The sequence below is a fragment of the Dysosmobacter welbionis genome (genome assembly GCF_005121165.3).
GTDB lineage: Bacteria > Bacillota > Clostridia > Oscillospirales > Oscillospiraceae > Oscillibacter > Oscillibacter welbionis.
On sequence record NZ_CP034413.3, the window covers coordinates 2,316,464 to 2,342,441 of the forward strand.

Annotated in this window: 25 protein-coding genes, 1 tRNA gene and 1 pseudogene; 24 read left to right on the forward strand and 3 right to left on the reverse strand. The window is 61.1% G+C overall.

Annotated elements, in window-relative coordinates:
* Nucleotides 1-10 precede the first annotated feature (10 nt).
* The 8 genes and pseudogenes from EIO64_RS18840 (at nucleotide 11) to EIO64_RS12240 (ending at nucleotide 5,226) form a co-directional block, all read left to right on the forward strand.
* A pseudogene (locus tag EIO64_RS18840) lies at nucleotides 11-645 on the forward strand (CatB-related O-acetyltransferase).
* A gap of 103 nt (nucleotides 646-748) precedes the next feature.
* Complete coding sequence (locus EIO64_RS12210) at nucleotides 749-1,273, forward strand: PadR family transcriptional regulator (RefSeq protein WP_136891423.1); 525 nt, start codon at nucleotides 749-751, stop codon at nucleotides 1,271-1,273.
* On the forward strand, nucleotides 1,270-1,692 hold the full coding sequence (locus EIO64_RS12215) for a YjdF family protein (protein ID WP_136891424.1): 423 nt from the start codon (nucleotides 1,270-1,272) through the stop codon (nucleotides 1,690-1,692). Before EIO64_RS12210 ends, EIO64_RS12215 begins: the two co-directional genes overlap by 4 nt.
* Nucleotide 1,693: 1 nt before the next feature.
* Nucleotides 1,694-1,879 (forward strand): cysteine-rich KTR domain-containing protein, encoded by a 186-nt coding sequence (locus tag EIO64_RS12220; RefSeq protein WP_009260154.1) that lies wholly within the window; start codon nucleotides 1,694-1,696, stop codon nucleotides 1,877-1,879.
* Nucleotides 1,880-2,403: 524 nt separating this feature from the next.
* Nucleotides 2,404-2,835 carry an RNA polymerase sigma factor gene (locus EIO64_RS12225; protein ID WP_181446408.1) on the forward strand — a complete coding sequence of 144 codons (432 nt, stop codon included), beginning with the start codon at nucleotides 2,404-2,406 and terminating at the stop codon, nucleotides 2,833-2,835.
* Nucleotides 2,836-2,840: 5 nt separating this feature from the next.
* On the forward strand, nucleotides 2,841-3,074 hold the full coding sequence (locus EIO64_RS12230) for a helix-turn-helix domain-containing protein (RefSeq protein WP_136891425.1): 234 nt from the start codon (nucleotides 2,841-2,843) through the stop codon (nucleotides 3,072-3,074).
* A 529-nt stretch (nucleotides 3,075-3,603) separates the two neighbouring features.
* Nucleotides 3,604-3,810 (forward strand): helix-turn-helix domain-containing protein, encoded by a 207-nt coding sequence (locus EIO64_RS12235; protein ID WP_136891426.1) that lies wholly within the window; start codon nucleotides 3,604-3,606, stop codon nucleotides 3,808-3,810.
* 21 nt (nucleotides 3,811-3,831) lie between these two features.
* Entirely contained in the window at nucleotides 3,832-5,226 is a 1,395-nt protein-coding gene (locus tag EIO64_RS12240) for a site-specific integrase (protein ID WP_181446409.1), read from the forward strand.
* A gap of 189 nt (nucleotides 5,227-5,415) precedes the next feature.
* Here the strand turns inward: EIO64_RS12240 and EIO64_RS12245 are convergent.
* Together EIO64_RS12245 and EIO64_RS12250 are read right to left on the reverse strand one after the other, a co-directional pair.
* Nucleotides 5,416-5,492, reverse strand: a tRNA-Arg gene (locus EIO64_RS12245).
* Nucleotides 5,493-5,673: 181 nt separating this feature from the next.
* Entirely contained in the window at nucleotides 5,674-6,840 is a 1,167-nt protein-coding gene (locus tag EIO64_RS12250) for a phosphoglycerate dehydrogenase (RefSeq protein ID WP_021751363.1), read from the reverse strand.
* Nucleotides 6,841-7,226: 386 nt separating this feature from the next.
* On the opposite strand from EIO64_RS12250, the gene EIO64_RS12255 reads away from it, so the two are divergent.
* The 9 genes from EIO64_RS12255 to EIO64_RS12295 all read left to right on the forward strand — a co-directional run bounded on the left by EIO64_RS12255 (nucleotide 7,227) and on the right by EIO64_RS12295 (nucleotide 16,624).
* Nucleotides 7,227-7,364 (forward strand): hypothetical protein, encoded by a 138-nt coding sequence (locus EIO64_RS12255; RefSeq protein ID WP_158629787.1) that lies wholly within the window; start codon nucleotides 7,227-7,229, stop codon nucleotides 7,362-7,364.
* 189 nt (nucleotides 7,365-7,553) lie between these two features.
* The gene (gene typA, locus EIO64_RS12260) at nucleotides 7,554-9,377 is read left to right on the forward strand and encodes a translational GTPase TypA (protein WP_036631354.1); all 1,824 of its coding nucleotides are present in this window, start codon (nucleotides 7,554-7,556) and stop codon (nucleotides 9,375-9,377) included.
* A gap of 330 nt (nucleotides 9,378-9,707) precedes the next feature.
* On the forward strand, nucleotides 9,708-10,682 hold the full coding sequence (locus EIO64_RS12265) for a stalk domain-containing protein (RefSeq protein WP_025545501.1): 975 nt from the start codon (nucleotides 9,708-9,710) through the stop codon (nucleotides 10,680-10,682).
* Nucleotides 10,683-10,792: 110 nt separating this feature from the next.
* Nucleotides 10,793-11,287: an RNA polymerase sigma factor gene (locus EIO64_RS12270; protein ID WP_119310472.1), complete on the forward strand. Its 495-nt coding sequence runs from the start codon at nucleotides 10,793-10,795 to the stop codon at nucleotides 11,285-11,287.
* The gene (locus EIO64_RS12275) at nucleotides 11,271-11,966 is read left to right on the forward strand and encodes a zf-HC2 domain-containing protein (protein ID WP_119310473.1); all 696 of its coding nucleotides are present in this window, start codon (nucleotides 11,271-11,273) and stop codon (nucleotides 11,964-11,966) included. Before EIO64_RS12270 ends, EIO64_RS12275 begins: the two co-directional genes overlap by 17 nt.
* Before the next feature lie 98 nt (nucleotides 11,967-12,064).
* The gene (fumC, locus tag EIO64_RS12280; RefSeq protein WP_025545503.1) at nucleotides 12,065-13,423 is read left to right on the forward strand and encodes a class II fumarate hydratase; all 1,359 of its coding nucleotides are present in this window, start codon (nucleotides 12,065-12,067) and stop codon (nucleotides 13,421-13,423) included.
* Between the two features lie 126 nt (nucleotides 13,424-13,549).
* Entirely contained in the window at nucleotides 13,550-14,068 is a 519-nt protein-coding gene (locus tag EIO64_RS12285) for an RNA polymerase sigma factor (RefSeq protein WP_249390911.1), read from the forward strand.
* The gene (locus EIO64_RS12290) at nucleotides 14,061-15,281 is read left to right on the forward strand and encodes a DUF4367 domain-containing protein (protein WP_119310476.1); all 1,221 of its coding nucleotides are present in this window, start codon (nucleotides 14,061-14,063) and stop codon (nucleotides 15,279-15,281) included. The genes EIO64_RS12285 and EIO64_RS12290 overlap by 8 nt, the downstream gene beginning before the upstream one ends.
* Before the next feature lie 155 nt (nucleotides 15,282-15,436).
* The gene (locus tag EIO64_RS12295; RefSeq protein WP_136891428.1) at nucleotides 15,437-16,624 is read left to right on the forward strand and encodes a stalk domain-containing protein; all 1,188 of its coding nucleotides are present in this window, start codon (nucleotides 15,437-15,439) and stop codon (nucleotides 16,622-16,624) included.
* Between the two features lie 59 nt (nucleotides 16,625-16,683).
* Here the strand turns inward: EIO64_RS12295 and EIO64_RS12300 are convergent, their stop codons facing one another.
* Nucleotides 16,684-17,118, reverse strand: coding sequence for a hypothetical protein (locus EIO64_RS12300; RefSeq protein WP_021747917.1), 435 nt, complete (start codon nucleotides 17,116-17,118; stop codon nucleotides 16,684-16,686).
* Nucleotides 17,119-17,401: 283 nt separating this feature from the next.
* Here EIO64_RS12300 and EIO64_RS12305 point away from each other — a divergent pair, with 283 nt between their 5' ends.
* The 7 genes from EIO64_RS12305 to argF all read left to right on the forward strand — a co-directional run bounded on the left by EIO64_RS12305 (nucleotide 17,402) and on the right by argF (nucleotide 25,968).
* Nucleotides 17,402-18,622 carry an argininosuccinate synthase gene (locus EIO64_RS12305; RefSeq protein WP_021747915.1) on the forward strand — a complete coding sequence of 407 codons (1,221 nt, stop codon included), beginning with the start codon at nucleotides 17,402-17,404 and terminating at the stop codon, nucleotides 18,620-18,622.
* A 227-nt stretch (nucleotides 18,623-18,849) separates the two neighbouring features.
* Nucleotides 18,850-20,238: an argininosuccinate lyase gene (gene argH / locus EIO64_RS12310; protein ID WP_119310478.1), complete on the forward strand. Its 1,389-nt coding sequence runs from the start codon at nucleotides 18,850-18,852 to the stop codon at nucleotides 20,236-20,238.
* Nucleotides 20,239-20,301: 63 nt separating this feature from the next.
* A complete protein-coding gene (argC, locus tag EIO64_RS12315) occupies nucleotides 20,302-21,243 on the forward strand; it encodes an N-acetyl-gamma-glutamyl-phosphate reductase (protein ID WP_119310479.1) in 942 nt (313 codons plus the stop codon).
* Between the two features lie 91 nt (nucleotides 21,244-21,334).
* Nucleotides 21,335-22,561, forward strand: coding sequence for a bifunctional glutamate N-acetyltransferase/amino-acid acetyltransferase ArgJ (gene argJ / locus EIO64_RS12320; RefSeq protein ID WP_021747911.1), 1,227 nt, complete (start codon nucleotides 21,335-21,337; stop codon nucleotides 22,559-22,561).
* A 182-nt stretch (nucleotides 22,562-22,743) separates the two neighbouring features.
* Entirely contained in the window at nucleotides 22,744-23,604 is an 861-nt protein-coding gene (gene argB, locus EIO64_RS12325; protein WP_021747910.1) for an acetylglutamate kinase, read from the forward strand.
* 4 nt (nucleotides 23,605-23,608) lie between these two features.
* Complete coding sequence (locus EIO64_RS12330; protein ID WP_136891429.1) at nucleotides 23,609-24,787, forward strand: aspartate aminotransferase family protein; 1,179 nt, start codon at nucleotides 23,609-23,611, stop codon at nucleotides 24,785-24,787.
* A 197-nt stretch (nucleotides 24,788-24,984) separates the two neighbouring features.
* On the forward strand, nucleotides 24,985-25,968 hold the full coding sequence (gene argF / locus EIO64_RS12335) for an ornithine carbamoyltransferase (protein ID WP_136891430.1): 984 nt from the start codon (nucleotides 24,985-24,987) through the stop codon (nucleotides 25,966-25,968).
* Nucleotides 25,969-25,978 lie beyond the last annotated feature (10 nt).

Consider the following 25,978-nt stretch of genomic DNA (forward strand, 5'->3'; position numbering starts at 1 on the left):
AGGGAAAGTCATGAATCCAGAGAACATTTATCCTCGCACCAACGACCACGAAACCGTTTATCTGAAAAATGTCATCAAAAATTCCAACATCCTTGTCGGGGACTTTACCATGTATAACGACTTCGTCTATGATCCGCGGCAGTTTGAGAAGAACAATGTACTGTATCACTATCCGATCAACCATGACAAACTTATCATCGGAAAATTTTGTTCCATCGCCTGCGGAGCAAAGTTTTTGTTTACTAGTGCCAATCATACGCAAATGTCGCTATCTACCTTTCCATTTCCTATCTTTTTGAGGAATGGGGATTGGATGTCCAAAACATAACGAGTGCATGGGACAATAAAGGCGATATTATTATCGGCAACGATGTTTGGATTGGATATGAGGCAGTGATTTTGTCTGGTGTTACCATTGGGGATGGAGCAATTATTGGTACCCGCGCTGTCGTTACAAAAGATGTTCCCCCTTATACGATTGTCGGTGGCGTTCCCGCTAAGACAATCCGAAAACGCTTTTCAGATAATGATATAGATACATTATTAAAAATGAAATGGTGGGACTGGCCGGTTGAACAAATCCAGAGTCATATTACTGAAATTCAATCAGGGAGAATTGCGGATTTAAGAAAACTGTTCTCTTGACTTTGAGAGTTTTATTTTGATTTGGCTACATTCAGTGTATGCGCCTTGACTTTTGCTATTATTGATAGTACTATTGTTAATAGTAAAAGTTGGAGGTGTCGTTATGTCGTCGATTGATTTAGTCATACTTGGTATTGTACTGGAGAAACCGCAAAGCGCCTATGACATTCAGAAGGATGTGGAGTACCACCATTTTTCCCGCTGGACAAAAATAAGCGTACCTTCTATTTATCGTAAGGTCCTTCAGTTGAGCGAGAAGGGGTATCTCCAAAGCGATATTGTCAAAGGTGATAAGTTTGCGGACAAGGCCATCTATTCTATTACCGATCGGGGCAGAGCGTATTTCAAGGAGCTGATGGCCTCTTGCGCCGCTGGCCCGGTGCCCCTATTATTCGATTTCAATGTAGTCATTACCAATTTGAACAAGATGGACAAAGCCGAAGCAGTGGAGCTGGTTTCGGCATTGCGCCAGAGCATACAGTCCTCGGCTGAATTGAACGAGGGCTATGCGCGGGAATTTGCAGACATTCCCTTGGATGGGAGAACGATTTTTGAACAGCAGCAGCTTCTCTATCGTGCTCTTTTGGAATGGCTGGATCACTTTGAAGGGCAGTTCTTGGAAGAATGAGTACAAGCTCCCAAAGCAGTTTGACCATCCTGTTTGAAGCTCCATTTTGGATCGGTCTATACGAAAGAACGGATAACGGTAAGTACGAGGTATGCAAAATTACTTTCGGCTCAGAGCCCAAAGATTACGAGGTCTATGAGTTTCTGTTGAAGAATTGGCACAAGCTGAAATTCAGTCCTCCAATCCAGGCCGAGATAGCCATAGAGCGAAAAATCAATCCCAAACGTATGCAGCGCGAAATTCAAAGCCAACTGCAGGATAAAGGCATTGGAACAAAGGCGCAGCAGGCGTTGAAACTCCAGCATGAGCAATGTAAGCTGGAACGGAAAGCCAAGAGCCGTGAGCAGAAAGAGACGGAGAAAGACCGCCAGTTTGCCATACGGCAGGAAAAGAAGAAAGCCAAGCACAGAGGAAGATAACATGAAGATAGAATGGATTTTATGCCCCTTTTGCGGCAGCAAAACGCGATTGAAAATCCGCGATGATACAGTTCTGGAAAACTTTCCGCTGTATTGCCCAAAATGCAAACATGAAACCTTGATCGCGGTAAGACAACTGAATCTATCCATCATCCAAGAGCCAGACGCTAAGACGCAGAGCCGATAACACTGAGGAAAAACCTCATAGGTTATCGGCTCTGTTTTTATATCCTCTATGATCTGCCCGGCGGCAGAAAAGAAAAAAACCGCCGCGGGGCAGACGGCTTTCTATGCGCAAAAGAGCACTTGATTCACGGCGGTTCGATTCGAGCCGCCGTTTTTCTTTGTCCAGACAGCTCACACGGCGGCATAAAAGGGGGATGCCGCCATGCTGCGCCGGATGCTGTCACCGCCTGATCTGACAAAGGTTAGCCGCTCAAAAAAAGCTCGTTCCAGTCGGCGGAGATGTTCGGCCATGAGTATGAACTATACCATGTAAATAATCTGCATATCACTTGCTATTGTGCCCGGTGGGTCTGTGACCTGCCGGGCGCTTTTTGTCGTTTCCTGCGGTCGGGCTGGCTGGCCATTGCTTTTCTCAAATTTTCTTCAAAAAGGAGGCGTTTAGCGGGCAGAACACGCTCTCGCAGGATTGGTAGTAGCGGAAAGGGAGAGAACCACCTGATCCCCCATGGAAAGGGGGTGAAACTGATGGAATCTAACCCCCGCGACTATGGCGAGCAATGCCGGTTCGATGCTTTTTGCAAGAAGGTATTGCGAAACGAGGCCAGAGCCTACCTGCGGAACATGAAACGCCAAAGAGAGCGTGAAGCCTTCTTTAGCGACTTGTCCCAGGCGGAACTGGACAAGCTCTGTGTCATGGATCGTTACCCCAGCGACAGCATTGTGTTCTCGTCGCACGGCTACGATCTACATATCGACAACGAGCTTGTAGCCGAGGCTTTTGCCGCTTTGCCGCAGATGGAGCAGAGCATTTTGATTTTGCACTGCACCCTGGACCTGGCAGACGGTGAGATCGGCAATCTCGTTGGGATGTCCCGGAGCGCCGTTCAGCGGCACCGGACGAGGGCGCTGCAGGAGCTGCGTGAAACATTGTCGGCGCTGATGCCGAAAGGAGGCTGAGGAAGATGACAGAGCCCATCCACAAGGGAAAGGACCTGCCGTCCGTTTGGGTGATCCACGCGGCCTCCGGCGGTGACAGCGAGGCCATGGAGCAAGTGCTGCGGTACTACGACGACTATATGAGCCGCCTGTGTACCCGTACTCTCTATGACAAGGACGGAACCCCTCATGTGTGCGTGGATACCCACATGAAGCGCTGTCTGGAAATCCGACTGATCCGGGCCGTGATGCGCGCCTGATCCTTTCAGCCCTGGCAGAAGGCAAGCGGCTTACCCTTTCCTCCTTTGCCGATGCCGGGGACTGACCCCACCTTGACAAAGAAAGCCTTCGGGCAGCATAAGGCAGACGGATACGATCTGTCTGTGTGGAGCCGGTCGGCCGGTGCGCCATGACCCTGTTGCAAGTCCGCAGGACGGGACCCCTACCAAACAGGTGAGCGACAAAACCAGGCCGCGAAACAGGCGTGGCAGTCTGTGGGCGAGGATACACAGACAGGATAATGAGACTCCCGCGTTGAACGCCCTCAAAGCATTGCGCGGCGCACCCATCAGCATGGGCCGGGGTGAGATTCCCGTGGAGCTGCGGCCAGCAGCCATCCGTTTTTTTGCCTCTTTTATTTTCAGATAAATCTTCTGCTTTTCTGTTTACGGATAATTCGTAAACTTTCCATTAGCAGCAGACAAACCCGAAGCGGCGCGGTACAATGAGGGTGGAAGTTATGAATGAACACCCTTTTGCGTGCCGTTTCTGACTGGAAAGGAGGCTGCTGTGTCAGAAATTCAGAACGGTACGGAGAGAAGGCCTTTGGAGTGCCGGACCTATACGGTCAACGAGATTGCCCGTATATTAGGCGTCAGCCAGGCACGGGCATATAGACTTGTGCAGGAGGGCCTTTTCAAAAGCGTACGAATTGGCAACGCCATACGAATTTCCAAGCGGTCGTTCGACCACTGGCTGGAGTCACTTGACCTGTGACACAAGAAAGGAAGGTTCGTTATGGCATCCATTATCAAAAGAAAGAAAAACTATTCCATCGTCTACACTTATGTGGACGAGAACGGTGAGACCAAGCAGAAGTGGGAAACCCGCACTTCCTATCAGGAGGCATTGAAGCGTAAGGCGGAGATTGAGAGCCAGAAAAGCTCCAACTCTTTCCTGCCGCCCACCAATCAGAATATTGCGGAGTTCCTGTCCGACTTCGTCTCCCTCTATGGCGAAAAGCGGTGGGGCGTGTCCATGTATGACAGCCAAAACTCGCTGATTGCCAACTACATCAACCCCATCATCGGGGATATGAAGGTGCAGGACATCACCACGCGGGTGGTGGATAAGTACATCCAGACTTTGCAGAAAACCCCTGCGGTGAACACCAGGACGCACCACGCCAAAACGGAGTTTGTCACCAACGCCACTATTGAGAAGATTATTAAGCTCCTCCGCTGTGCCTTCAAGCAGGCGGTTCGGTGGGAACTGGTTGCCAAGAATCCCTTTGACAATGTGGTGCTGCCCAAAGTGGAATACAAGAAGCGGGACATCTGGACCGCCGATATGATCCGCGCCGCCCTGGATCAGTGTACGGACAGCAAGCTCTATGTGGCTATGAACCTCTCTTTTGCCTGCTCGTTGCGTATGGGCGAGATTCTGGGACTGACCTGGAGCAATGTCCACATCTCCGATGAAGAAATCGCTGATGACAATGCCTATGTCTACATCGACAAGGAGCTGGCGCGGGCCTCCAAGCGGGCCATTGAGATGCTGGGACAAAAGGACATCTACCATGTGTTCACGCCTCTGTTTCCCAATACCAGCACCAGGATCATCCTGAAGAAGCCCAAGACCGATTCCAGCATCCGTAAGGTGTGGCTGCCCAAGACCCTAGCTTACATCCTGCGGGAATGGAAATCCGCGCAAGACGAGTTGCGGTCGCTGCTCCGTGACGAGTATCAGGACTTCGATCTGGTGGTGGCACTTCCCAATGGACGGCCCTGCGAGGATCGGATCATCCTCAAAGAGTTTGCAAAGCTACGGGAGAAAGCAGGGTTGCCCAAAGTGGTCTTTCACTCCCTCCGCCATTCCAGCACCACCTATAAGCTGAAGCTGAACCACGGCGACCTGAAGGCCACTCAGGGCGATACCGGACACGCCCAGATCGACATGATCACCAGCGTGTATGCCCACATTCTGGACGAGGATCGCAAGATCAATGCCCAGAAGTTTGAGAGCGCCTTCTATGCCAATCCCGACCTGCGTTCGGTTCGTCCCCCGGAGGAACCAAAGGAACCGGCACCCGCCACATTGGATTTGGAGTCCCTGGTGGAACAGCTTCGCAAGTCGCCGGAACTGGCCAACACACTGGCTGCATTGCTGGTGTCGGCCCCATCCGAAAAATAGGGCGGGAAAATCGTATTAGCAAATCGGCGTTTTTTATTAGCAAGGCCGGAAAAATAGTTCGAAGCCAATTAGCAGGCATACAGCGGAAAATGTATAAAATCGTTCCGGCGGAGCGGCAAGAATACTCCGAAGAAACGATAACAAAAAACCGCTGTAAACCACCGAAAAACGGCTTACAGCGGTCATTTTTGGCACCCCCGGCTGGGTTCGAACCAGTGGCCTGTCGCTTAGGAGGCGACCGCTCTATCCAACTGAGCTACGGGGGCTTATACAGAAAATATTCAATTTTACAGGGCTCCAGGATTCGAACGATTCGATTTTTAGGAGGCGGTCGCTCTATACGACTGAGCTACAGGGGCATATCAAATAGGCAGAAACCATTGTACCTGTTTTCCGCCCTGCTGTCAATGGGAAAGGGCTGCCGCGCAGGCGGCAGCCCTTCGGCGCTCACTGGATGACCCGTACCCGGATCACATTCTCCAGCGCCGTCACCTCGTCGATGACGCACTGGTCCGCCGGGGCGCTCAGGTCCACGATGGTGTAGGCGTAGTCCCCCCGGGACTTGTTGCTCAGGTTCTCCACATTGATGCCGTCCCGGGACAGCAGGGTGGTGATGCTGGCCAGCATGGCAGGCACGTTTTTGTGGATCAGGCACAGCCGGCACACGCCGCTGCGCTCCTGGCTGACGGCGGGCAGGTTTACGCTGTTGCGGATGTTGCCGTTTTCCAAGTAATCCCGCAGCTGGTCCACCGCCATGACCGCGCAGTTCTGCTCACTCTCCGGTGTGGAGGCTCCCAGGTGAGGCATGGCCAGCACGTGGGGCGCACCCACCAGGCGGTTATTGGGGAAGTCTGTGACATAGGCCGCTACCCAGCCGGTGTCCAGCGCCGCCAGCATGGCATCGTCGTCCACGATCTCGCCCCGGGCCAGGTTGATGAACCGGACGCCCCGTTTCATGGCGCCGATGGCCTTGGCGTCGATCATGCGCTCTGTGTCCTTGGTGTAGTGGATGTGGATGGTGATATAGTCCGCCCGCTTGTAGAGCTCGTTGATGTCCTTCACCACATGGATGTGGCGGTCCAGCCGCAGGGCGGCATCCACAGACAGGAAGGGGTCGTAGCCGTACACATCCATGCCCAGGGACAATGCGATGTTGGCGACCAATGACCCGATGGCCCCCAGGCCGATGACGCCCAGCGTCTTCTTGTACAGCTCCGGGCCGATGAAGGCGGCCTTGCCCTTCTCCACTACGGTGGTCACGTCCACGCCGGAGGCCACCTGCTGCCGGACCCACTGGATGCCCCCGTCCACGTCCCGGGAGCCCATCAGCATGGCGCACAGCACCAGCTCCTTTACGGCGTTGGCGTTGGCACCGGGGGTGTTGAATACCACGATGCCCGCCTCGGAGCAGCGGTCCAGGGGGATATTGTTGACGCCGGCCCCGGCCCGGGAGATGGCCAGAAGGTTTTTCGGAAAATCATAGTCCAGCAGCTTGGCGGAGCGGACCAGGATGGCGTCCTCGTCCGTCTCCGAATCGGAGACGGCGTACAGCGCCGGATCCAGGCGGTTCAGGCCGACGGGAGAGATCTTGTTGAATGTTCTGATACGGTACATGGCAGAATGCCTCCATTGGGCGGCCCCAGCGGGTCGCGGTACTTGCGGGGGAACGTGCGGTGCTGGCACCGCTTCCGCCGCAGCATCTTCTATTATAGGTAGAGGCCGCCGTCCCAGTCAATGTGCCGAACCGCCAAATCCACGGCCGGTTGGGCCGAAAGTTTTTGGAGAGGTATTACTTTTGGAACGGCCTGGGAAAATACCCCAAAAGGCAGTTCTGCGCCTCCGGAACTGCCGCTTTCCTATGAAAACTGCGGAATCGTCCTGTTTTTTTGAAAAAGCCCCTGAAAGCAGCTTGCAAAAATCGAGAGAACGGCATATAATGCAAAACTGTGTGCAAATCTCGACCGGCGGCCGGAATCGGACGGCCGGCAGGGAGGCCGCGTGTGTTGATCCGCCGCCCGGCGTACCCCACGTGGCCCCTTCATAGAGAAAAGGAGATGGAAGATGTGCAGAACGAACATTTGAGGAACATCGCCATCAACGCCCACATCGACCACGGCAAGACTGCCCCACAGGGCTGACACCCTGCGGGGATCGTTTGATAGAAATGCCCGGCGGAAGCACCCGCAAGGGGTACGCCACATCCGTAAGGCGGGAAAGCCGCCAACGGCTGTGCAGTGAATTCCGCCTCCGCCAAGGTTTTGCCGCAGGCAAAACACTTGTACGCGCCGCCCGGCGCGGCCTTGCCAGAGAAGAAGGAGAAGAGAATTATGCAGAACGAACATTTGAGAAATGTCGCCATCATCGCCCACGTCGACCACGGCAAAACCACGCTGGTGGACGAGATGCTGAAGCAGGGCGGCGTCTACCGGGAGAATCAGGAGGTGGTGGACCGGGTCATGGACTCCGGCGACCTGGAGCGGGAGCGGGGCATCACCATCCTGGCCAAGAACACCGCCATCCGGTACAAGGACACCAAGATCAACATCGTGGATACCCCGGGCCACGCCGACTTCGGCGGCGAGGTGGAGCGCATCCTGAAGATGGTCAACGGCGTCATCCTGCTGGTGGACGCCGCCGAGGGCCCCATGCCCCAGACCCGCTTCGTGCTCTCCAAGGCCCTGGAGCTGGGCCACCGGGTCATTGTGGTGGTCAACAAGATCGACCGGCCCGACCAGCGGATCCACGAGGTGGTGGATGAGGTGCTGGAGCTGCTGATGGACCTGGATGCCACCCCGGAACAGTTGGATTCCCCCATGCTGTTCTGCTCCGGCCGCAACGGCACCGCCTCCTACTCCCCCGACGTGCCGGGCACGGACCTCAAGCCCCTGTTTGAGACCATTCTGGAGTATATCCCCGCCCCGGAGGCAGATGTGGACCAGCCCTTCCAGATGCTGGTCAGCTCCATCGACTACAACGACTTCGTGGGCCGGATCGCCATCGGCCGCATCGAGCGGGGCACCTTGAAGCAGAACCAGGACATCGTCGTGTGCAACTACCACGACCCGGAGGCTGTGCTCCGTAAGGCGAGAGCCACCGCCATCTACGAGTTCGAGGGCCTTGCCCGGAATCCGGTGACCGAGTCCACCGCCGGCAACATCATCGCCATGAGCGGCATTCCCGACATCACCATCGGCGACACCATCTGCGTCCCGGACTGCGTGGAGGCGTTGCCCTTCGTGAAGATCAGCGCCCCCACCCTGGAGATGACCTTCTCCGTCAACGACTCCCCCTTTGCCGGCAAGGAGGGCAAGTTCGTCACCTCCCGCCAGCTGCGGGACCGGCTGTACCGGGAGACGTTGAAGGACGTGTCCCTGCGTGTGACCGACACGGACAAGGAGACTGCCTTCAACGTGGCGGGCCGGGGCGAGATGTCCCTCTCCATCCTCATTGAGACCATGCGCCGGGAGGGGTATGAGTTCCAGGTTTCCCCCGCCCGCGTGCTGTACCAGGAGATCGACGGCGTCAAGTGCGAACCCATCGAGCGGCTGGTGGTGGACGTGCCCGGCGACTGTGTGGGCGCGGTCATCGAGAAGCTGGGTGCCCGCAAGGCGGATCTGGTGGAGATGACTCCCGTGGGCGAGCGGATGAAGATCGAGTTCCTGATTCCCGCCCGGGGCCTCTTCGGCTACCGCAGCGATTTCCTGACGGACACCAAGGGCGAGGGCATCATGGCCAGCGTGTTCGACTCCTACGCCCCCTACAAGGGCGACATCTCCCGCCGGGGCACCGGCTCCATGATCTCCTTTGAGACCGGCGAGTCCGTCACCTACGGCCTGTTCAACGCCCAGGAGCGGGGCACCCTGTTCATCGGGCCCGGCGTGCCGGTGTACGGCGGCATGGTGATCGGCGTCAGCCCCCGGAGCGAGGACATCACCGTCAACATCTGCAAGAAGAAGCAGCTGACCAACATGCGGGCCAGCGGCTCCGACGAGGCGCTGCGGCTGGTGCCCCCCAAGCAGATGAGCCTGGAGCAGTGTCTGGAGTTCCTGGCGGACGACGAGCTGCTGGAGGTCACCCCCAAGAGCCTGCGGATGCGCAAGGCCATTCTGGACCACGAGAAGCGCATGAAGGCGCTGCATGGCAAGAAGTAAACCGGCCATTGCATGGGCCCTGGCCCCCGGGAGGGGGCCGGGGCCTGTTCGTTTGCCGCCCGGGCAGGAGGCGGGGGCTGTTGGGAAAGACCGCGCCGCATCCGCAGGGGGGCGATGATCCCGGCGGCCCGGAGGTGGACTGCCCCGCGGGGGAAACCAGCCGCTCCGGGATGCCGGGCCCCGCAGGCTCGGGTACAGCGCCCTCCGCGGCGCCTCAAAAATATTTGTTAAAAATTCTGCCTTGGACGGGAACTTTTTCCCGCTGCCCTGCGTCAGTACAGGCAAACGGAGCAGATGCTCCCCCGAAAGCATTGGAAAGGATGAACGAGAATGAAAAAACGGATTCTGCAATGCCTGTCCCTGATCCTCTGCGCCGCCATGCTGGCGATCCCCGCCGCGGCCGCGGAGACCGCTGACGAAGAAGCGCCCGCCCGCCTGGGCCCCGCGGCCTATTGGGGCACTGTCACCTGGATGGATGAGGACACCTTCCTGCTGGACAGCGGGAAGGAGGACGGCCTGGGCGACGCGGTGGTGGTCCACGTGGGGGATGCCCCCTACCTGGACGCCGTCACCGGCAACACCCTGAACCTGGAGACGCTGGAGGACGGGGACGCCGTCTATGCCTGGGTTGGCCCCGCCATGGCGCTGAGCCTGCCGCCCCAGTCCACGGCCAGCCTGATCGTGGGCAACATCCCCGCCGACTACGCCGTGCCCCAGTACTATGAGATCACCAGCTCCACCGTTACGGAGGAGTCCGCGGTGCTGCATGTGGCGGGCAGCAATGACACGATCACCGTGCCCGCCTCTGCAAAGCTGACGCCCTACCTGACGAAGAACATTGTCACCCTGGCCGATCTGCGTCCCGGCGCCCGCATCCTGGTGTGGTCCGATTCCAAGGGCACGCCGGAGAAGGTGCTGGTGTTCGCCTACGGCTATCGGGGCTATATCAGCGTGGCGGAGGACGGCGTCGTGTCCGTCAACGGCCAGTCCACGACTCAGAAGGCCAAGACCACCGCTGACGGCGACACCCTGCTGCCCATCCGGGCGGTGGCGGAGGCCCTGGGCATGAGCGTCCGCTGGGACGCGAAGCAGGGCGCCGTGGTCTCCTATGGCGATGACATGGTGAAGCCTGCCCCCCTGACCACGGAGACGCTGATGACCGCCATGCCCGGCGGCGCCATCGCCGCGGTGAACAGCGACGGCACCACGGAGGAGGTCTACGGCACCTGCGTGAAGGAGGCCGGTGTCACCTATGTCTCCCGCTCCGCGCTGGCCCAGGCGCTGGACCTGTATCTGGCGGACTGAGTCCGGCACAACAGAAAAACCGCGTATCAGATCCCCGGAGGAAATTTCCACCGGGGATCTGTAACGTTTCGGGGGCGCTGTGCGTTAATTTGGTGAAGGGAGGGAGGACCGTGGACTTTGAGATTCTCTATCGCCTGTATTTCCGGGATGTCTACCGTTATGTCCGGGGACTCTCTCGGGACGAACATCTGGCGGAGGAGATCGCCCAGGAGACCTTTGCCCGGGCCCTGGGAGCGGTGGACCGGTTCGACGGCCGGGGAGACGTCCGGGCGTGGCTGTTCACCATCGCCAGAAATGTCTGGGTGGACCATTGCCGCCGGCACCGGCGGGAGACGGAGCTGCCGGGGGAGGATCTGCCCGGCGGCGGAGACTTTGCCGGGGCGCTGGAGGACCGGGAGGAGGTCTTGGCCCTCCACAGAATTCTCCACACCCTGCCGGAGCCCTATAAAGAGGTGTTCGGCCTGCGGGTGTTCGGGGAGCTGCCCTTCCGGGCCATCGGACAGGTCTTCGGAAAGACGGAGGGCTGGGCCCGTGTGACCTACTACCGGGCCAAAAGCCGGATCTTGAGACAATGGGAGGCGGAGCGAGATGAAAGTGAGCTGTGACGTGATCCGGGACCTGCTGCCCCTGTATACTGACCAGGCGGCCAGTGCCGACACGGTCGCCCTGGTGGAGGAGCACCTGGCGTCCTGTCCCGCCTGCCGGGAGGAGCTGGGGCGCTTGGGGACAGCCCTGCCGGCGGAGCCGGAGGGGGTGGAGCCCCTGCGGCGCTTCAAGCGGCGGTGGCGGCGGAGGCAGGTCCTCATCGCCGTGACGGCGGCAGTGGTGACGGCGGCGGTGGCGGGGGGGATCTTCCTGACCTGCTTCTGGGGCCGCCGCGTGGCGGCGGGGGATGTGGAGGTCTCTCTGGAACTGCAATGGTCAGGCCTCACTTCCGGGGAGGATTCCGGAGGAGACGGGAGCCGGGGAGAGCTGGAACAGGGGAACTGGAGCGGCGTGATACATGTCTGCTCATCGCATGAGAAGAACCTGCGGTCCAGAATAGAGCCTTTTTCAGAGACAGACGAAAATGGAGTCATCGTTCGGGCGGGCTATGTCATAGACATGTGGGAGGTGCCGGACCGGGCTCCCAGTGGCTCGGGCTCGATCACCGCCGGCTATGGCTATCCCAATGAGGCGGGGCCGATCCCAGAGGACTTTGATATCGTCTTTATTGTCCGCTACCGGGATGGAGAAGTCACTTACTCCGTCCGGGAGATGGGACTACTGGACCCGGCGGGGTGAGAAAAACTTGCGGGAGCAGAATGGCGGCGGGGCTTGTCCACGCCGCTGTTTCCCGTTATAATGGAGGCAACGATTTTTCGATCAGGGGGAATTGGACCATGAACACCCGCATCGAACACGACACCATGGGCGAGATTGCTGTCCCGGCGGAGCATCACTGGGGCGCCCAGACCCAGCGGAGCCTGGAAAACTTCAAGATCGGCGGCCAGCGCCAGCCGCAGGAGATCATCACCGCCTTTGCCTATTTGAAGGAGGCCTGTGCCCAGGCCAACGCGGACTGCGGCAAGCTGACGGCGGAGCAGGCCGGGGCCATCGCCGCCGTGTGCGCCGAGATCCGGGCGGGGAGGTGGAATGACGAGTTCCCCCTGGTGGTGTGGCAGACCGGCAGCGGCACCCAGACCAACATGAACGTCAACGAGGTCATTGCCCACCTAGCTGCGGACCGGGGGATGCGGCTTCACCCCAATGACCACGTGAATGCCTCCCAGTCCAGCAACGACACGTTCCCCTCCGCTCTCCACATCGCGGCGGCCCTGAGCGTCACGGAGCAGGTGCTGCCAGCGGCGGAGCGGCTGGCAGGGGCCTTCCGGAGGCTGGAGGAGGCCTATCCGGACCTGATCCGCATTGGCCGGACCCACCTGCAGGACGCCACGCCCCTGAAATTCGCCCAGGAGGTCTCCGGCTGGCGGGAGCTGGTGGAGGCCCCCTGCCGGATGCTGCGCACCGCCCTGCCGGAGCTGACCAAACTGGCCATCGGCGGCACCGCCGTGGGCACCGGCCTCAACGCCCCCAAGGGGTACGACGAGATGGTGTGCGGGCGGCTTCGGGCCATGACCGGGGTGGACTTCACCCCGGATGCCAACAAATTCCACGCACTGACCAGCAAGGATGCCCTGGTGTTCGCCCACGGGGCGCTGAAGGCCCTGGCCGCCAACCTCATGAAGATCGCCAACGACATCCGGTTCGAGGCCAGCGGTCCCCGGTGCGGCATGGGAGAGCTGAACATCCCGGAGAATGAGCCCGGCAGCTCCATCATGCCCGGCAAGGTGAACCCAACCCAGTGCGAGGCCGTCACCATGGCGGCCGTGCAGGTGATGGGGAACGACGCGGCCATCGGCTTTGCCGCCAGCCAGGGAAACTTCCAGCTGAATGTGTTTCTGCCGGTGAGCGCCTATAACTTTCTGCTCTCCGCCCGGCTGCTGGGGGATGTGTGCGATTCCTTCCGGGTCCACTGCGTGGAGGGCATCACCCCTAATGTGGAGCGGATGACGGCCAACCTGCACAACTCCCTGATGCTGGTGACCTGCCTGACGCCGAGGATCGGCTACGAGGCAGCGGCGGCGTGCGCCAAGAAGGCCCTTCACGACGGCACTACCCTGAAAGAGGCGGTGCTGGCCCTGGGGTATCTGACGGGGCCGGAATTCGACGAGACGGTACGGCCGGAGAAAATGGTATAAGAGAAGAGTATCCCGCCGGGGACGAAAAGATTCGCTCCCGGTGGGATACTCTGCGTTTCCGGGACGTTTACCGGACGGGGGGGATGCGCCCCCAAGAGAGAAGAGGAGGCGAGCGCGTTGCTTTCCATGCTGCTGGCTATGCTGGAGACGGAGGAGGACCGGGAAAGGTTTTTGAAGCTCCATGGGACCTATGAGAAGAAGCTATACGCCGTGGCGGTCCGTGTTCTGGGGGACCGGACCGCGGCGGAGGACGCGGTGCAGCAGACTTGGCTGCAGCTCATCCGGCGGTGGGACCGGGTGAGCGGCCTGGCCTGGAGCGAGACGGAGGGATATCTAGTGACCGCTGTGAAGAACGCGGCGGTGGACATGCTGCGGAAGGAGCGGTGGGAGGAAGCTCTGCCGGAGGACTGGGATCCGCCCGCTCCGGAGACGGGGGAGACGGACTACCGCTATCTGGTGAGCCTGATCCGGGCGCTGCCGGAGAGCTACCGGCGGGTGCTGGAGCTGAAGTGCGTGGAGGAGGAGAGCAACCGGGAGATCGCCCGGCGGCTGGGGCTGAAGGAGTCCACCGTGGCCACCCGCGTCCTGCGGGGGCGGACCATGCTGGCGGCGGCGCTGGAGAAGGAGGGGTACGTCCATGGATGAGCGGATGCTGCGCCATGCCCTGATGGAGGCCAACCTGGAGCGGTTCCGGGACGTGCTGGACGCGGCGGAGGAACCGGACTGGTCCCACCGGTATTTGAGAAACCGGACGCGGCTGCTGGCGGATCCCTTCGGCTGGGCGAAGCGGATGGCCCGGCCGGTGTGGAAGCGGGCGGCCCGGACAGCGGCCTGCGTGCTATTGGCATGCCTGGTGACCCTGGGGGGCCTGATGGCGGTGAGCCCCGCCGTCCGGGCGGCGGTGTTGGGGTGGTTCCATCAGGTGCAGGAGGATCTGGTGACCTTTATCAACCCGAAGCGGACCGTGGCAGAGGATCCGCCCGGCGGCTGGCGGCTGTCGGAGATCCCGGAGGGCTTTGTGCTGACGGACGTGAGTCCCAAGGAGAGCTCGGGCTATTGGAGGTACTATGAGCCGGGGACCGGCGCATGGCTGTGGTTTGCCGTCTACACGCCGGAGGCGGGAGAGGTAGCTACCAATGTGGACGGAGCCTCGGACGCGGGGGAAAACCACACCACCGTCACTGTGCAGGGGTACCAGGCAGACCTCTTCCAGTCGGAGGGGACAATCCTGCTGACCTGGCAGAACGAGGCGGGATACCTCTTTATGCTGCGGGCCACGGATTTTGGCGACACCGAGACCCTGCTGTCCATGGCGGAAGGCGTGGTGCCTTACGAGGGACCCGGTGTGGCCTGGGAGATGGGCTGGGTGCCGGAGGGCTATGAACCCATGTACCGGGATGAAGGCGCTGGAGCCGTCCAGCAGGTGTGGGTCAGGGACGGGACAACACTGACCTGGCAGTATGTCACTGACCCCATCTGCCCCTTCGAGACCCCGGAGGGGGAGCCGGAGGAGATCGACCTGCGGGGCGTCACCGGCTGGTACTGGACGGCGGAGGAGGAGCCGGAGGAGAGCGATGGCCCCACCATTACTGTGAATGGGGAGGAGATTCAGGCGGAGGGCTCCTCCGTCACCGTAGGCGGCGTCACCATCATCACCGGCGGCTCCCCGGACACAGAGGAGACCGGCACTCTGATCTGGACGGACCCGGACACCAACACGACCTTCTTCCTGGAGGGGGCCCTGGACCGCTTTGACCTGCGGGACATGGCTGTCCGTACGGAGGAGACGGAGCCGCAGCTCTCACCTCCCACGAAGAGAGCGCAGTCGATCACCGGCACTGCCGGCGGTGGGAAGTGAAACAGTCAGACTCCACAGAAAGAGACGAGATCTTTGTGATTTTTGACAAAGATAGAAAAGTCCGTGGATACGTCCTGCCCACGGCACGTTCAACTAATAGAACGGCCGGGGGCCTGTCCCCCGGAAACACACGGAGACAGAAAGGAAGGAGTTCCATGAAAAGACGAGTCCTATCATTCCTGGCCGGCGCGGCCGCGGCGTTGGCGCTGACGGCCCTGACCGCCACCGCTCTGGCGGCCTCCGGGCAGGTGCAGTTCAACTTCGCTGGGGTGGCTCTGAACGGCGAGACAAAGATCGCCGCCGGCAGCGACATCACCGCCCCCAACGGCCAGCGGGTCCCCGGCTCCATCCTCTATGTGGATGAGGCTGGCGGCAAGACCAACTACCTGCCCATCCGGACCATCAGCGAGCTGCTGGGGGTGAAGGTGGGCTACGACTCCGCCACCCGCACGGTGCTGCTGGGGGAGCAGACCGAGCCGGCCTCCGCAGCCGTCGCTTCAGGGCTCTACTGGCACAGGGAGACCGATGAGGACGGCGTCACATACGCCAGCGAGGACCCTGGGATCGACTACACCGAAGCCCCTGGCTACGCGCTGACAAAGCTGCCGGAGGGCTGGGAGCTGGAGTCCGTGCGGGCCGGAATGGGCGGCAGAGGGAATCTGAGCTACTGGAATGGCGGCGGGCGCATCTCCTTCTCCTGTGCCTATCCCGACGGCGGGAGCTATGGCTGGAGCCCCGGCAGCGGGGAGATCCCCTGCCGCACCGTCACCGTGAACGGCCATGACGCGGCGCTCTACACCTACAGCAGCGAATACGGCGACAGCTGCCTGCTGGTGTGGGAGGACGAAGCGGGGGTGCTGTTCTGGTTCACCGGGTCGGACGTGGACCCGGACACGCTGGTGGAGGCCGCCTCCTCCGTGGAGCCCACATCAAAGACTGCGCCCGCTTGTGAGGCTGACTGGCTGCCCGGCGGCTACAGCTGGTTTGAAACCAACGCCTCCGGCGGCGCGGCGGAGACTACCTGGGTCGGCCAGGGCGGCAATATCACCCTGACCTGCTCTGCCACCCCCTTGCTGATGCCGGAGGGAGATGGAGAGACCGTGCGCTTCGGCGGTGTGACCGCCAGGTTCTGGGAGGCGGAGAAGCCTCACGAGGCGGAGACGGATGCGTGGGAGCCTGAGACGGTGGGCGGCGTGATTATCTCGTCTGGCACCATCTCCGGCCCCCAGGCAGCGGATGTGGCCACCCTGGCCTGGACGGACGGCGGCCTGAACTTCCGCCTCCACGGCACTGTGGATCAGGAGAATCTGCTCCATGTGGCGGAGAGCCTGCGGATCAAGTGAAGATCGGACGGCACTCATAAAAGCAGCCCCGGCGTGCAAAGCACGCCGGGGCTTTTCTGTCAGCAGCTCTGGCCGCAGCTACAGGTGAAGCGGGTCGTGACATACCGCCGCAAAAAGCAGAGGATGCCGCCTGCCATCAGGGCCAGGAAGGCGCAGCAAAGCGCCGCGCCGATGTGGAGCCCCACGCCGGAGGCGGTGGAGAGGGCGGTAATCAGCGCCGTCAGCAGCGCCCCCAGGGCGCCCACAGCGGAGGCCTCCCCGCAGCAGAGCCAGGCGTCCGCCAGGGCCGGCGTGCGGTCTGCCAGCAGGCCGCCCAGCAGATAGGCCAGCAGGCCGCCAAGACCGGCGGCAGCGGTGGCCGCGAAAAAGAACAGAGCCGTGGGCGTGGCGGCCGTCAGGGTCAGCACGTCCGTGCGCAGCAGGGCGAACACCAGGCCGCCCACAGCCAGGGACCCCAGCACCAGGGTCAGAAGATAACAGAAGCAGCGTTTCATAGGACCAGCCTTTCTATCAAAACGCGCAGGTCCGCCCGGCGGGGCGACCGCCCCGCAGTCCAGCCTATGCGCTGGGTGCGGAGATTGTGTGAGCGAGTGTATATATTCATATTTTTTTGAATATCGAAATAAATATACGGTTTTCTAAGACGTTCATCGAAATTTTATGCAAAAATGCGCGGAAGAAGCTGGAAATGTTGTGCAAAATGATGCTTGAATAAATATGCGTGAAAGATGTATAATCCAAACATCATCAATCAAAACTCCACGGAGGGAATTCATTATGGATCAGAAAAACATCAAGAAGATCGTGCTGGCCTATTCCGGCGGACTGGATACATCCATCATCATCCCCTGGCTGAAGGAACACTACAACAACCCCGAGATCATCGCCGTATCCGGTGACGTAGGCCAGAACGACGAGCTGGAGGGGCTGGAGGAGAAGGCCATCAAGACCGGCGCCAGCAAGCTGTACATCGCGGACCTCACCGACGAGATGGTGGACGAGGTCATCATCCCCTCCCTGAAGATGGGCGCCAGCTATGAGCAGTATCTGCTGGGCACGGCCTTTGCAAGACCCATCATTGCCAAGAAGCTGGTGGAGATCGCCAAGGCGGAGGGCGCCGACGCCATCGCCCACGGCTGCACCGGCAAGGGCAACGACCAGGTGCGGTTTGAGCTGGCCATCAAGCGGTTCGCCCCGGATATGCCCATCATCGCCCCCTGGCGGGAGTGGGACATCAAGGGCCGTGACGAGGAGATCGACTACGCCGAGGCCCACAACGTACCCCTGAAGATCAGCCGGGAGACCAACTACTCCAAGGACAAGAACCTATGGCACCTGAGCCACGAGGGCCTGGACCTGGAGGACCCGGCCAACGAGCCCCAGTATGAGAAGCCCGGCTTCCTGGAGATGAGCGTCAGCCCCATCGCTGCCCCCGACAAGCCCACCTACGTGACCATCGACTTTGAAAAGGGCGTGCCCGTGGCGGTGGACGGGGAGAAGATGAAGGCCAGCGACGTGATCCGCAAGCTGAACAAGCTGGGCGGCGAGAACGGCATCGGCCTGCTGGACATCGTGGAGAACCGGCTGGTGGGCATGAAGGACCGGGGCGTGTACGAGACCCCCGGCGGCACCATCCTCTACAAGGCCCACCAGTGCCTGGAGATGATTACCATCGACAAGGATACCGCCCACATGAAGAGCAAGCTGGCGGTGGACTTCGCGGACCTGGTGTACAACGGCAAGTGGTTCACCCCCCTGCGGGAGGCCCTCAGCGCCTTCGCTGACAAGACCCAGGAGCACGTCACCGGCAGCGTGAAGCTGAAGCTGTATAAGGGCAACATGATAACGGCCTCTATCACCTCGCCCGAGTCTCTGTACTCCGAGGAACTGGTGACCTTCAACGAGAGCAGCTATGACCAGACCAACGCCACCGGCTTCATCAACCTGTGGGGCCTGCCCGACACAGTGCTGGCACTGCGGGAGCAGGGGAAGCTCTGAGAGATTTCGGAGGGGAGCGGGCTCCCCTCCGAGCCGCCCCACCACCAGTCCTCAGACTGGTGAACGCTGCCCAGGGCGGCTGGGGCAAAGTATTTTCGGCAGGTACACGCCCTGCCGAAAATGTTTTCAATATGCCCGGCGGGGAGAGGCAAGACCATTACAAGACCACAGGGGCGGGGCGGAGAGGCTTCTTCGCCCTGCGTCTGCCATGAAAGGAACAACAGCTTATGAAACTCTGGGGCGGACGCTTTCAAAAAGACACCGACCTGCTGGTGAATGAACTCAACGCCTCCATCAGCTTTGACCAGCGGCTGTACAGGGAGGACATTACCGGCTCCATGGCCCACGCCGCCATGCTGGCGGACTGCGGCATCATCTCCAAAGAGGACGCCGCCGCCATCACCAGCGGTCTGGAGGACATTCTGGCAGACATCGAGGCGGGGAAGGCGGCATTCACCGCCGACAACGAGGACATCCACATGAACGTGGAGGCCCTGCTCACCGCCCGGATCGGCGACGCGGGGAAGCGGCTCCACACTGCCCGCAGCCGCAATGACCAGGTGGCCCTGGACTTCCGGATGTATGTCCGGGAGCAGATCCCCGTCATCGTGGGGCAGCTGCTGGAGCTGGAGACGGTCCTCTGCCGTCAGGCGAAGAAGCACCAGACCGCCGTGATGCCCGGCTACACCCATCTCCAGCGGGCGCAGCCCATCTCCTTTGCCCAGCATCTGATGGCCTATGCCGCCATGTTCCGCCGGGACGTGACCCGGCTGGAGGACTGCGGGGCCCGGCTGGACGAGTGTCCCCTGGGATCCGGCGCCCTGGCGGGCACAACCTATCCCATCGACCGGTGGGAGACGGCAAAGGCCCTGGGCTTCGCCGCACCCATGGGCAACTCCCTGGACGGCGTCAGCGACCGGGACTACGCGCTGGAGCTTTTGAGCGGCCTGTCCATTTTGATGATGCACCTGAGCCGCTTCGCCGAGGAGGTCATCCTCTGGTGCAGCTGGGAGTTCAAGTTCATCGAGCTGGACGACGCCTATGCCACTGGCTCCTCCATCATGCCCCAGAAGAAGAACCCGGACGTGGCGGAGCTGGTCCGGGGCAAGACGGGCCGGGTCTACGGCGACCTGATGAGCCTGCTGACCGTCATGAAGGGCCTGCCTCTGGCATACAACAAGGACATGCAGGAGGACAAGGAGCCGGTGTTCGACGCCGTGGACACGGTGGAGATGTGCCTGCCGGTGTTCGCCGCCATGCTGGACACCATGACCGTCCGGACGGACAATATGCGGAAGGCCGCCGGCCACGGCTTCATCAACGCCACCGACTGCGCCGACTACCTGACGAAAAAGGGGATGCCCTTCCGGGACGCCTACACCGTCACCGGCCATCTGGTGGCCCAGTGCACGGCCCGGGGCAAGACATTGGAGGAACTGACGCTGGAGGAGCTGAAGGCTGTCTCCGAGCTCTTCGAGGCGGACGTGTATGACGCGCTGAACCTGGAGAACTGTATGGCCCTGCGGAGCAGCTACGGCGGCCCGGCGGTGGCGGAGACCGCAAGGCAGATCGGGGAGATCGAACAGTTCATTCAGAAGATCAAAGAGAACAGATAAAAGGATAAAAGATAGGCAGATCCGGTAATATCTCTTATCCCTTATCTTCACTGGGGTGATGATATGAAACCAAAGGTCTACATCGACGGAAAGGACGGCACCACCGGCCTGCAAATCTATGACCGGCTGGCGGCGCGGGATGACATCGGCCTGCTGCTGATCGACGAGGCGAAGCGGAAGGACCCGGGCGAACGGAAACGGCTGATGGCGGAAGCGGACATCGTGTTTTTGTGCCTGCCGGACGCGGCGGCTGTGGAGGCCGTGGCCCTGGCGGAGGGCTCCGGCGCCCGGATGATCGACGCATCCACCGCCCACCGGACGGCGCCGGGCTGGGTCTACGGCTTCCCGGAGCTGCGGCCCGGCCAGCGGGAGGCCATCGCGGGGGCCCGATATGTGGCCAACCCCGGCTGCCACGCCACGGGGTTCATCTCCATTGTCGCGCCGCTGGTTCAGGCGGGGCTACTGTCCGCGGACGCGGACCTGTGCTGCTTCTCCCTCACCGGCTACTCCGGCGGCGGGAAGAAAATGATCGCCCAGTACGAGGCGGCGGAGAAGGCAGAGAGCCTTTACAGCCCCGGCCTCTACGGCCTGACCCAGGCCCACAAGCACCTGCCGGAGATGCAGAAGCTCTGCGGCCTGAAAAAGCCCCCGGTGTTCACGCCCATCGTGGATGACTACTACAAGGGCATGGCTGCCACAGTGCCCCTGCACAGGAGTCAGCTGACGGGGGAGGCCACCCTCCATCAGGTGTGGCAGGCGCTGGCGGACCACTACGCCGGGGAAAAGCTGGTCCATGTGGCCCCGGAGGGGAGCGCGGACGCAGGATCCAAGCTGTACGGCAACGCCAGAGCCGGGGACAACGGCCTGACCCTGGTGGCGGCGGGAAATGACGAGCGATTCACCATCACCGCCCTGTTCGATAACCTGGGGAAAGGGGCCTCCGGCGCGGCGGTGCAGAACATGAACATTATGCTGGGATTTGAGGAGACCGCTGGACTGCTGTGAGGCAAAAGTGAAGAAAAGAGATAAGGGATAGGCGCGCCCTGATTTTGGCGGGGGAGAGATGTCCCTTATCTGTTGAAGAGAGGATGATACGATGCTGAACTTCATCACCGGCGGCGTGTGCGCCGCCCAGGGCTTCCGGGCCGGGGGCATCCACGTGGGGGTCAAGACCCACGCGGCCTGGAAAAAGGACGTGGCGCTGATCGTGTCCGACGAGGACTGCGCCTGCGCCGCCGTGTATACGAAAAACGCCGTGAAGGCCGCCCACATCCATGTGGACAAGCGCCATCTGGCGGACGGAAAGGCCCGGGCTGCCGTTATCAACAGCGGCAACGCCAACGCCTGCGCCCCCATGGGAGAGGAAAACGCGGAGCGGGTCTGCGCGGCGGCAGGCAAGGCCCTGGGCTGCCGGCCGGAGGATGTGGTGGTAGCCGCCACCGGCGTCATCGGTCAGACGCTGAACGTGGCGGTCATCGAGCAGGGGATGCCGGAGCTGTGCGCGGCGGCGGCCCACACGGCGGCGGGCAGCGACGCGGCCGCCCACGCCATCATGACCACGGACACCGTCAAGAAGGAGCTGGCAGTGGAGACCGTTATCGGCGGCAAGACCGTCCGGATGGGCGGCATCGCCAAGGGTTCCGGCATGATCCACCCCAACATGGGCACCATGCTGTGCTTCCTGACCACCGACTGCGCCATCTCCTCGGAGATGATCAAGTCCGCCCTGCTGGAGACCGTTCAGGCCAGCTTCAACCGCATCAGCGTGGACGGAGACACCTCCACCAACGACACGTGCTGCGTCCTGGCCAACGGCTTGGCGGGGAACCCTGTCATCACGGAGAAGGGGCCGGATTACGACGCCTTTGTGGAGGCCCTGCGCGCCCTGTGTGTGGAGCTGGCGAAAAAGATGGCCTCCGACGGGGAGGGCGCTACCCACCTCATCACCTGCACCGTCACCGGAGCCGGGAGCGAGCAGAGTGCTGAGACCGTCGCCAAATCCGTGATCGGCTCCGCCCTCACCAAGGCGGCCATCTTCGGTGCGGACGCCAACTGGGGCCGGGTGCTGTGCGCCATGGGCTATTCCGGGGAGGACTTCAATCCGGACAAGGTGGATGTGGCCTTCCAGAGTCAGGCGGGCAGCGTCCAGGTGTGCGCTAAGGGCCGGGGGCTGGATTTTGATGAAGATCTGGCCAAGAGGGTCCTGACGGAGCACGATGTCACCATTGCCATCACCATGGGCGAGGGAGATAGCAGCTGCACCTGCTGGGGGTGCGACCTCACCTATGAGTATGTGAAGATCAACGGGGATTACCGGACGTAAACCGGGATGCCCGATAGTGCCCTTGCGGGGAGCGGAGATGGGCCGCTGTCCGGCGGCCTATCCGCACCCCGTAGCGGGTGCATCTGTCCAGTCATCATAGCTGCCATTCCCGCGTCCCATGGGACACCTCCTCCCCCTCCGGCGGAATCCCGCCGATTTTCAAGAAAAGAGTTGATGTTACGATGTCCTCCCACGCACAGCAAGCGCGGACGCTTGTGGAAGCCCTGCCCTATATCCAGAAATTCACCGGCAAGACCATCGTGGTCAAGTACGGCGGCAACGCCATGGTGTCCGACGAACTCCGCCGGGCTGTCATGTGCGACATCATCCTGCTGTCCCTGGTTGGCATTCGGGTGGTGGTGGTCCACGGCGGCGGGCCGGAGATCAGCGAGATGCTGAAGAAGCTCGGCCACGAAAGCCGGTTTGTGGACGGCCTGCGCTATACCGACGCCGAGACCATGGACGTGGTCCAGTCCGTCCTCTGCGGCAAGGTCAACAAGAATCTGGTGGCCCAGCTGAACCGTCTGGGGGGCCAGGCCATCGGCCTGTGCGGCATGGATGGGCAGCTGTTCCAGGCGGAGCAGCTGGACGAGAAGTACGGCCTGGTGGGAAAGATCACGGGTGTGAATCCGGAGCCGGTGGAAAACGCCCTGCTCAGCGGCTATATCCCCGTGGTGTCCACCGTGGCCCAGGGCGTGGACGCGGACACCGCCTACAACATCAACGCGGATACCGCCGCCTCCAAGCTGGCAGCCGCCATGGGGGCGGAGAAGCTGATCCTGCTGACGGACGTGCGGGGCCTGCTGCGCAATCCCAGGGACGAGGAGACGCTGATCCACGTGGTCCACACCTACGATGTGCCGGGCCTGGTGGCCCAGGGCATCATCTCCGGGGGCATGATCCCCAAGATGGAGTGCTGTGTGGACGCCATCGCCGGCGGCGTGGAGCGGGTCCACATCCTGGACGGACGCATTCCCCATTCCATTCTCATTGAGCTCCTCAGTGATGAGGGCATCGGCACCATGTTGAAAAAGGAGGACTGATCCCATGACCAGCCAAGAGATCAAGGCCCTGACCGGGCAGTACATCATGAACACTTACGGCCGCTTCCCGGTGGCCATCGACCATGGACAGGGCGCCACGCTCTACGACCCCGAGGGCAACGCCTACATCGACTTCACCAGCGGCATCGGCGTCAGCGATCTGGGCTATGGTTGTCAGCCCTGGGTGGACGCCATCGCCAAGCAGGCGGGGAAGATCGGCCACACCTCCAACCTGTTCTACACTGAGCCACCGGCCCGGCTGGCGGAGATCCTCTGCAAGCGGACCGGCATGAGCAGCGTATTCTTCGCCAACGGCGGCGGCGAGGCCAACGAGGGCATGATTAAGCTGGCGAGAAAGTACAGCTTCGACAAGTACGGCAGGGGCCGTGCCGCCATCGTCACTCTGAACAACTCCTTCCACGGCCGCACCATCACCACCCTGACGGCCACCGGCCAGGACGTGTTCCACAACTATTTCTTCCCCTTCACCGAGGGGTTCCGGTATGCCGACGCCAACGACCTTGCCTCCCTGGAGGCCGCAGCGGGGGACGACGTGTGTGCCGTCATGATGGAGCTGGTCCAGGGCGAGGGCGGCGTGCTGCCCCTGGACCGTGACTATGTGAAGGCCGTTGCCAGACTGTGCGCGGAGAAGGACTGGCTGCTGCTGGTGGACGAGGTCCAGACCGGCGTAGGGCGGACGGGCAGCCTCTTCGCCTTCCAGCAGTACGGCATTTTGCCGGACGTGGCGTCCTTCGCCAAGGGCATTGCCGGGGGACTGCCCATGAGCGGCATTCTGGCCAATGAGAAATGCCGGGACGTGCTGGGCCCCGGCACTCACGCCACCACCTTCGGCGCCAATCCGGTGTGCGCTGCCGCCGGTCTGGTGGTGCAGGAGACGCTGACGGACGCGTTTCTGGAGGACGTCCGGGCCAAGGGCACGTATCTGCGTAACCAGATCGAGGCGCTGGACCTGCCCTGCTTCGGCGCCACCCGGGGCATGGGGCTGATGATCGGCATCCAGGTGAAGGACGGCTGGACCAATAAGGAGATCGCAAGCAAGCTGATCGAAAACGGCCTGCTGGTGCTGACCGCCGGACCGAGTATGCGGCTGCTGCCGCCTCTTGTGATCTCCCAAGAGGAGATGGACCAGGGGCTGGAGATCCTGAAAAAGACGCTCTCCTGAATCTGTCTTTTTCGCTCCGGCCGGGGACCTGCTGCGCCCCGCCGTGACTCCGGCACTTACACGAACACCCGCTATAACTCTAACACTAACACTAACTATAACCCTAACTATAACCCTAACTATAACCGGAGAATTTTACACAATTTTCCCGGACTAAATGATAAAAGCGCCCATGGCGGGACAGAGAGGAGACACCCATGGAAAACCACACCCATTTTTTAAAGCTCCTGGACTTTACCCCGGCGGAGATCCAGCAGTTCCTGGACACCGCAGCAGATCTGAAGGCCAAAAAGAAGGCCGGCATTCCCCACCGGTATCTGGAGGGGAAGAACGTGGCTCTGATCTTCGAAAAAACCTCCACCCGGACCCGGTGTGCCTTTGAGGTGGCCTGCCAGGACTTAGGCATGGGTTCCACCTACCTGGGTCCCACTGGCAGCCAAATCGGTGTGAAGGAGTCCATCGCCGACACCGCCCGGGTGCTGGGCCGGATGTACGACGGCATCGAGTACCGGGGCTTCGGACAGGAAATTGTGGAGGAGCTGGCAAACTACGCTGAGGTGCCGGTGTTCAACGGCCTCACCAATGAGTTCCACCCCACCCAGATCCTGGCAGACTTCCTGACCATCCAGGAGCACTTCGGGAGACTCAAGGGCATCAAGCTGGTGTATCTGGGGGACGCCCGGTTCAATATGGGCAATAGTCTGATGGTGGGCTGCGCCAAGATGGGGATGCACTTTGTGGCCTGCGCCCCAAAGGCGTACATGCCGGACCAGAAGCTGATCGATACCTGCTTACGTCTCGCCGCCGAGACCGGCGCGGTGCTGGAGTTCATTGAAGACCCCATGGAAGCTGTCAAGAACGCCGACGTGCTGTACACGGACGTTTGGGTCTCCATGGGGGAGCCGATGGAGGTCTGGCAGGAGCGCATTGCCGCCCTGGCGCCCTATCAGGTGACAAAGGCCCTGATGGACAACGCCGGGCCCCAGTGCAGGTTCATGCACTGCCTGCCCGCCTACCATGACCACAAGACCAAGGTGGGGAAAGAGATGGGCGAGAAGTTCGGACGGGAGACCATGGAGGTCACCGACGAGGTGTTCGAGTCCCCGGCCTCCATCGTCTTTGACGAGGCGGAGAACCGGATGCACACCATCAAGGCCGTCATGTATGAGCTGATGAAGTGAGAGAACGAAA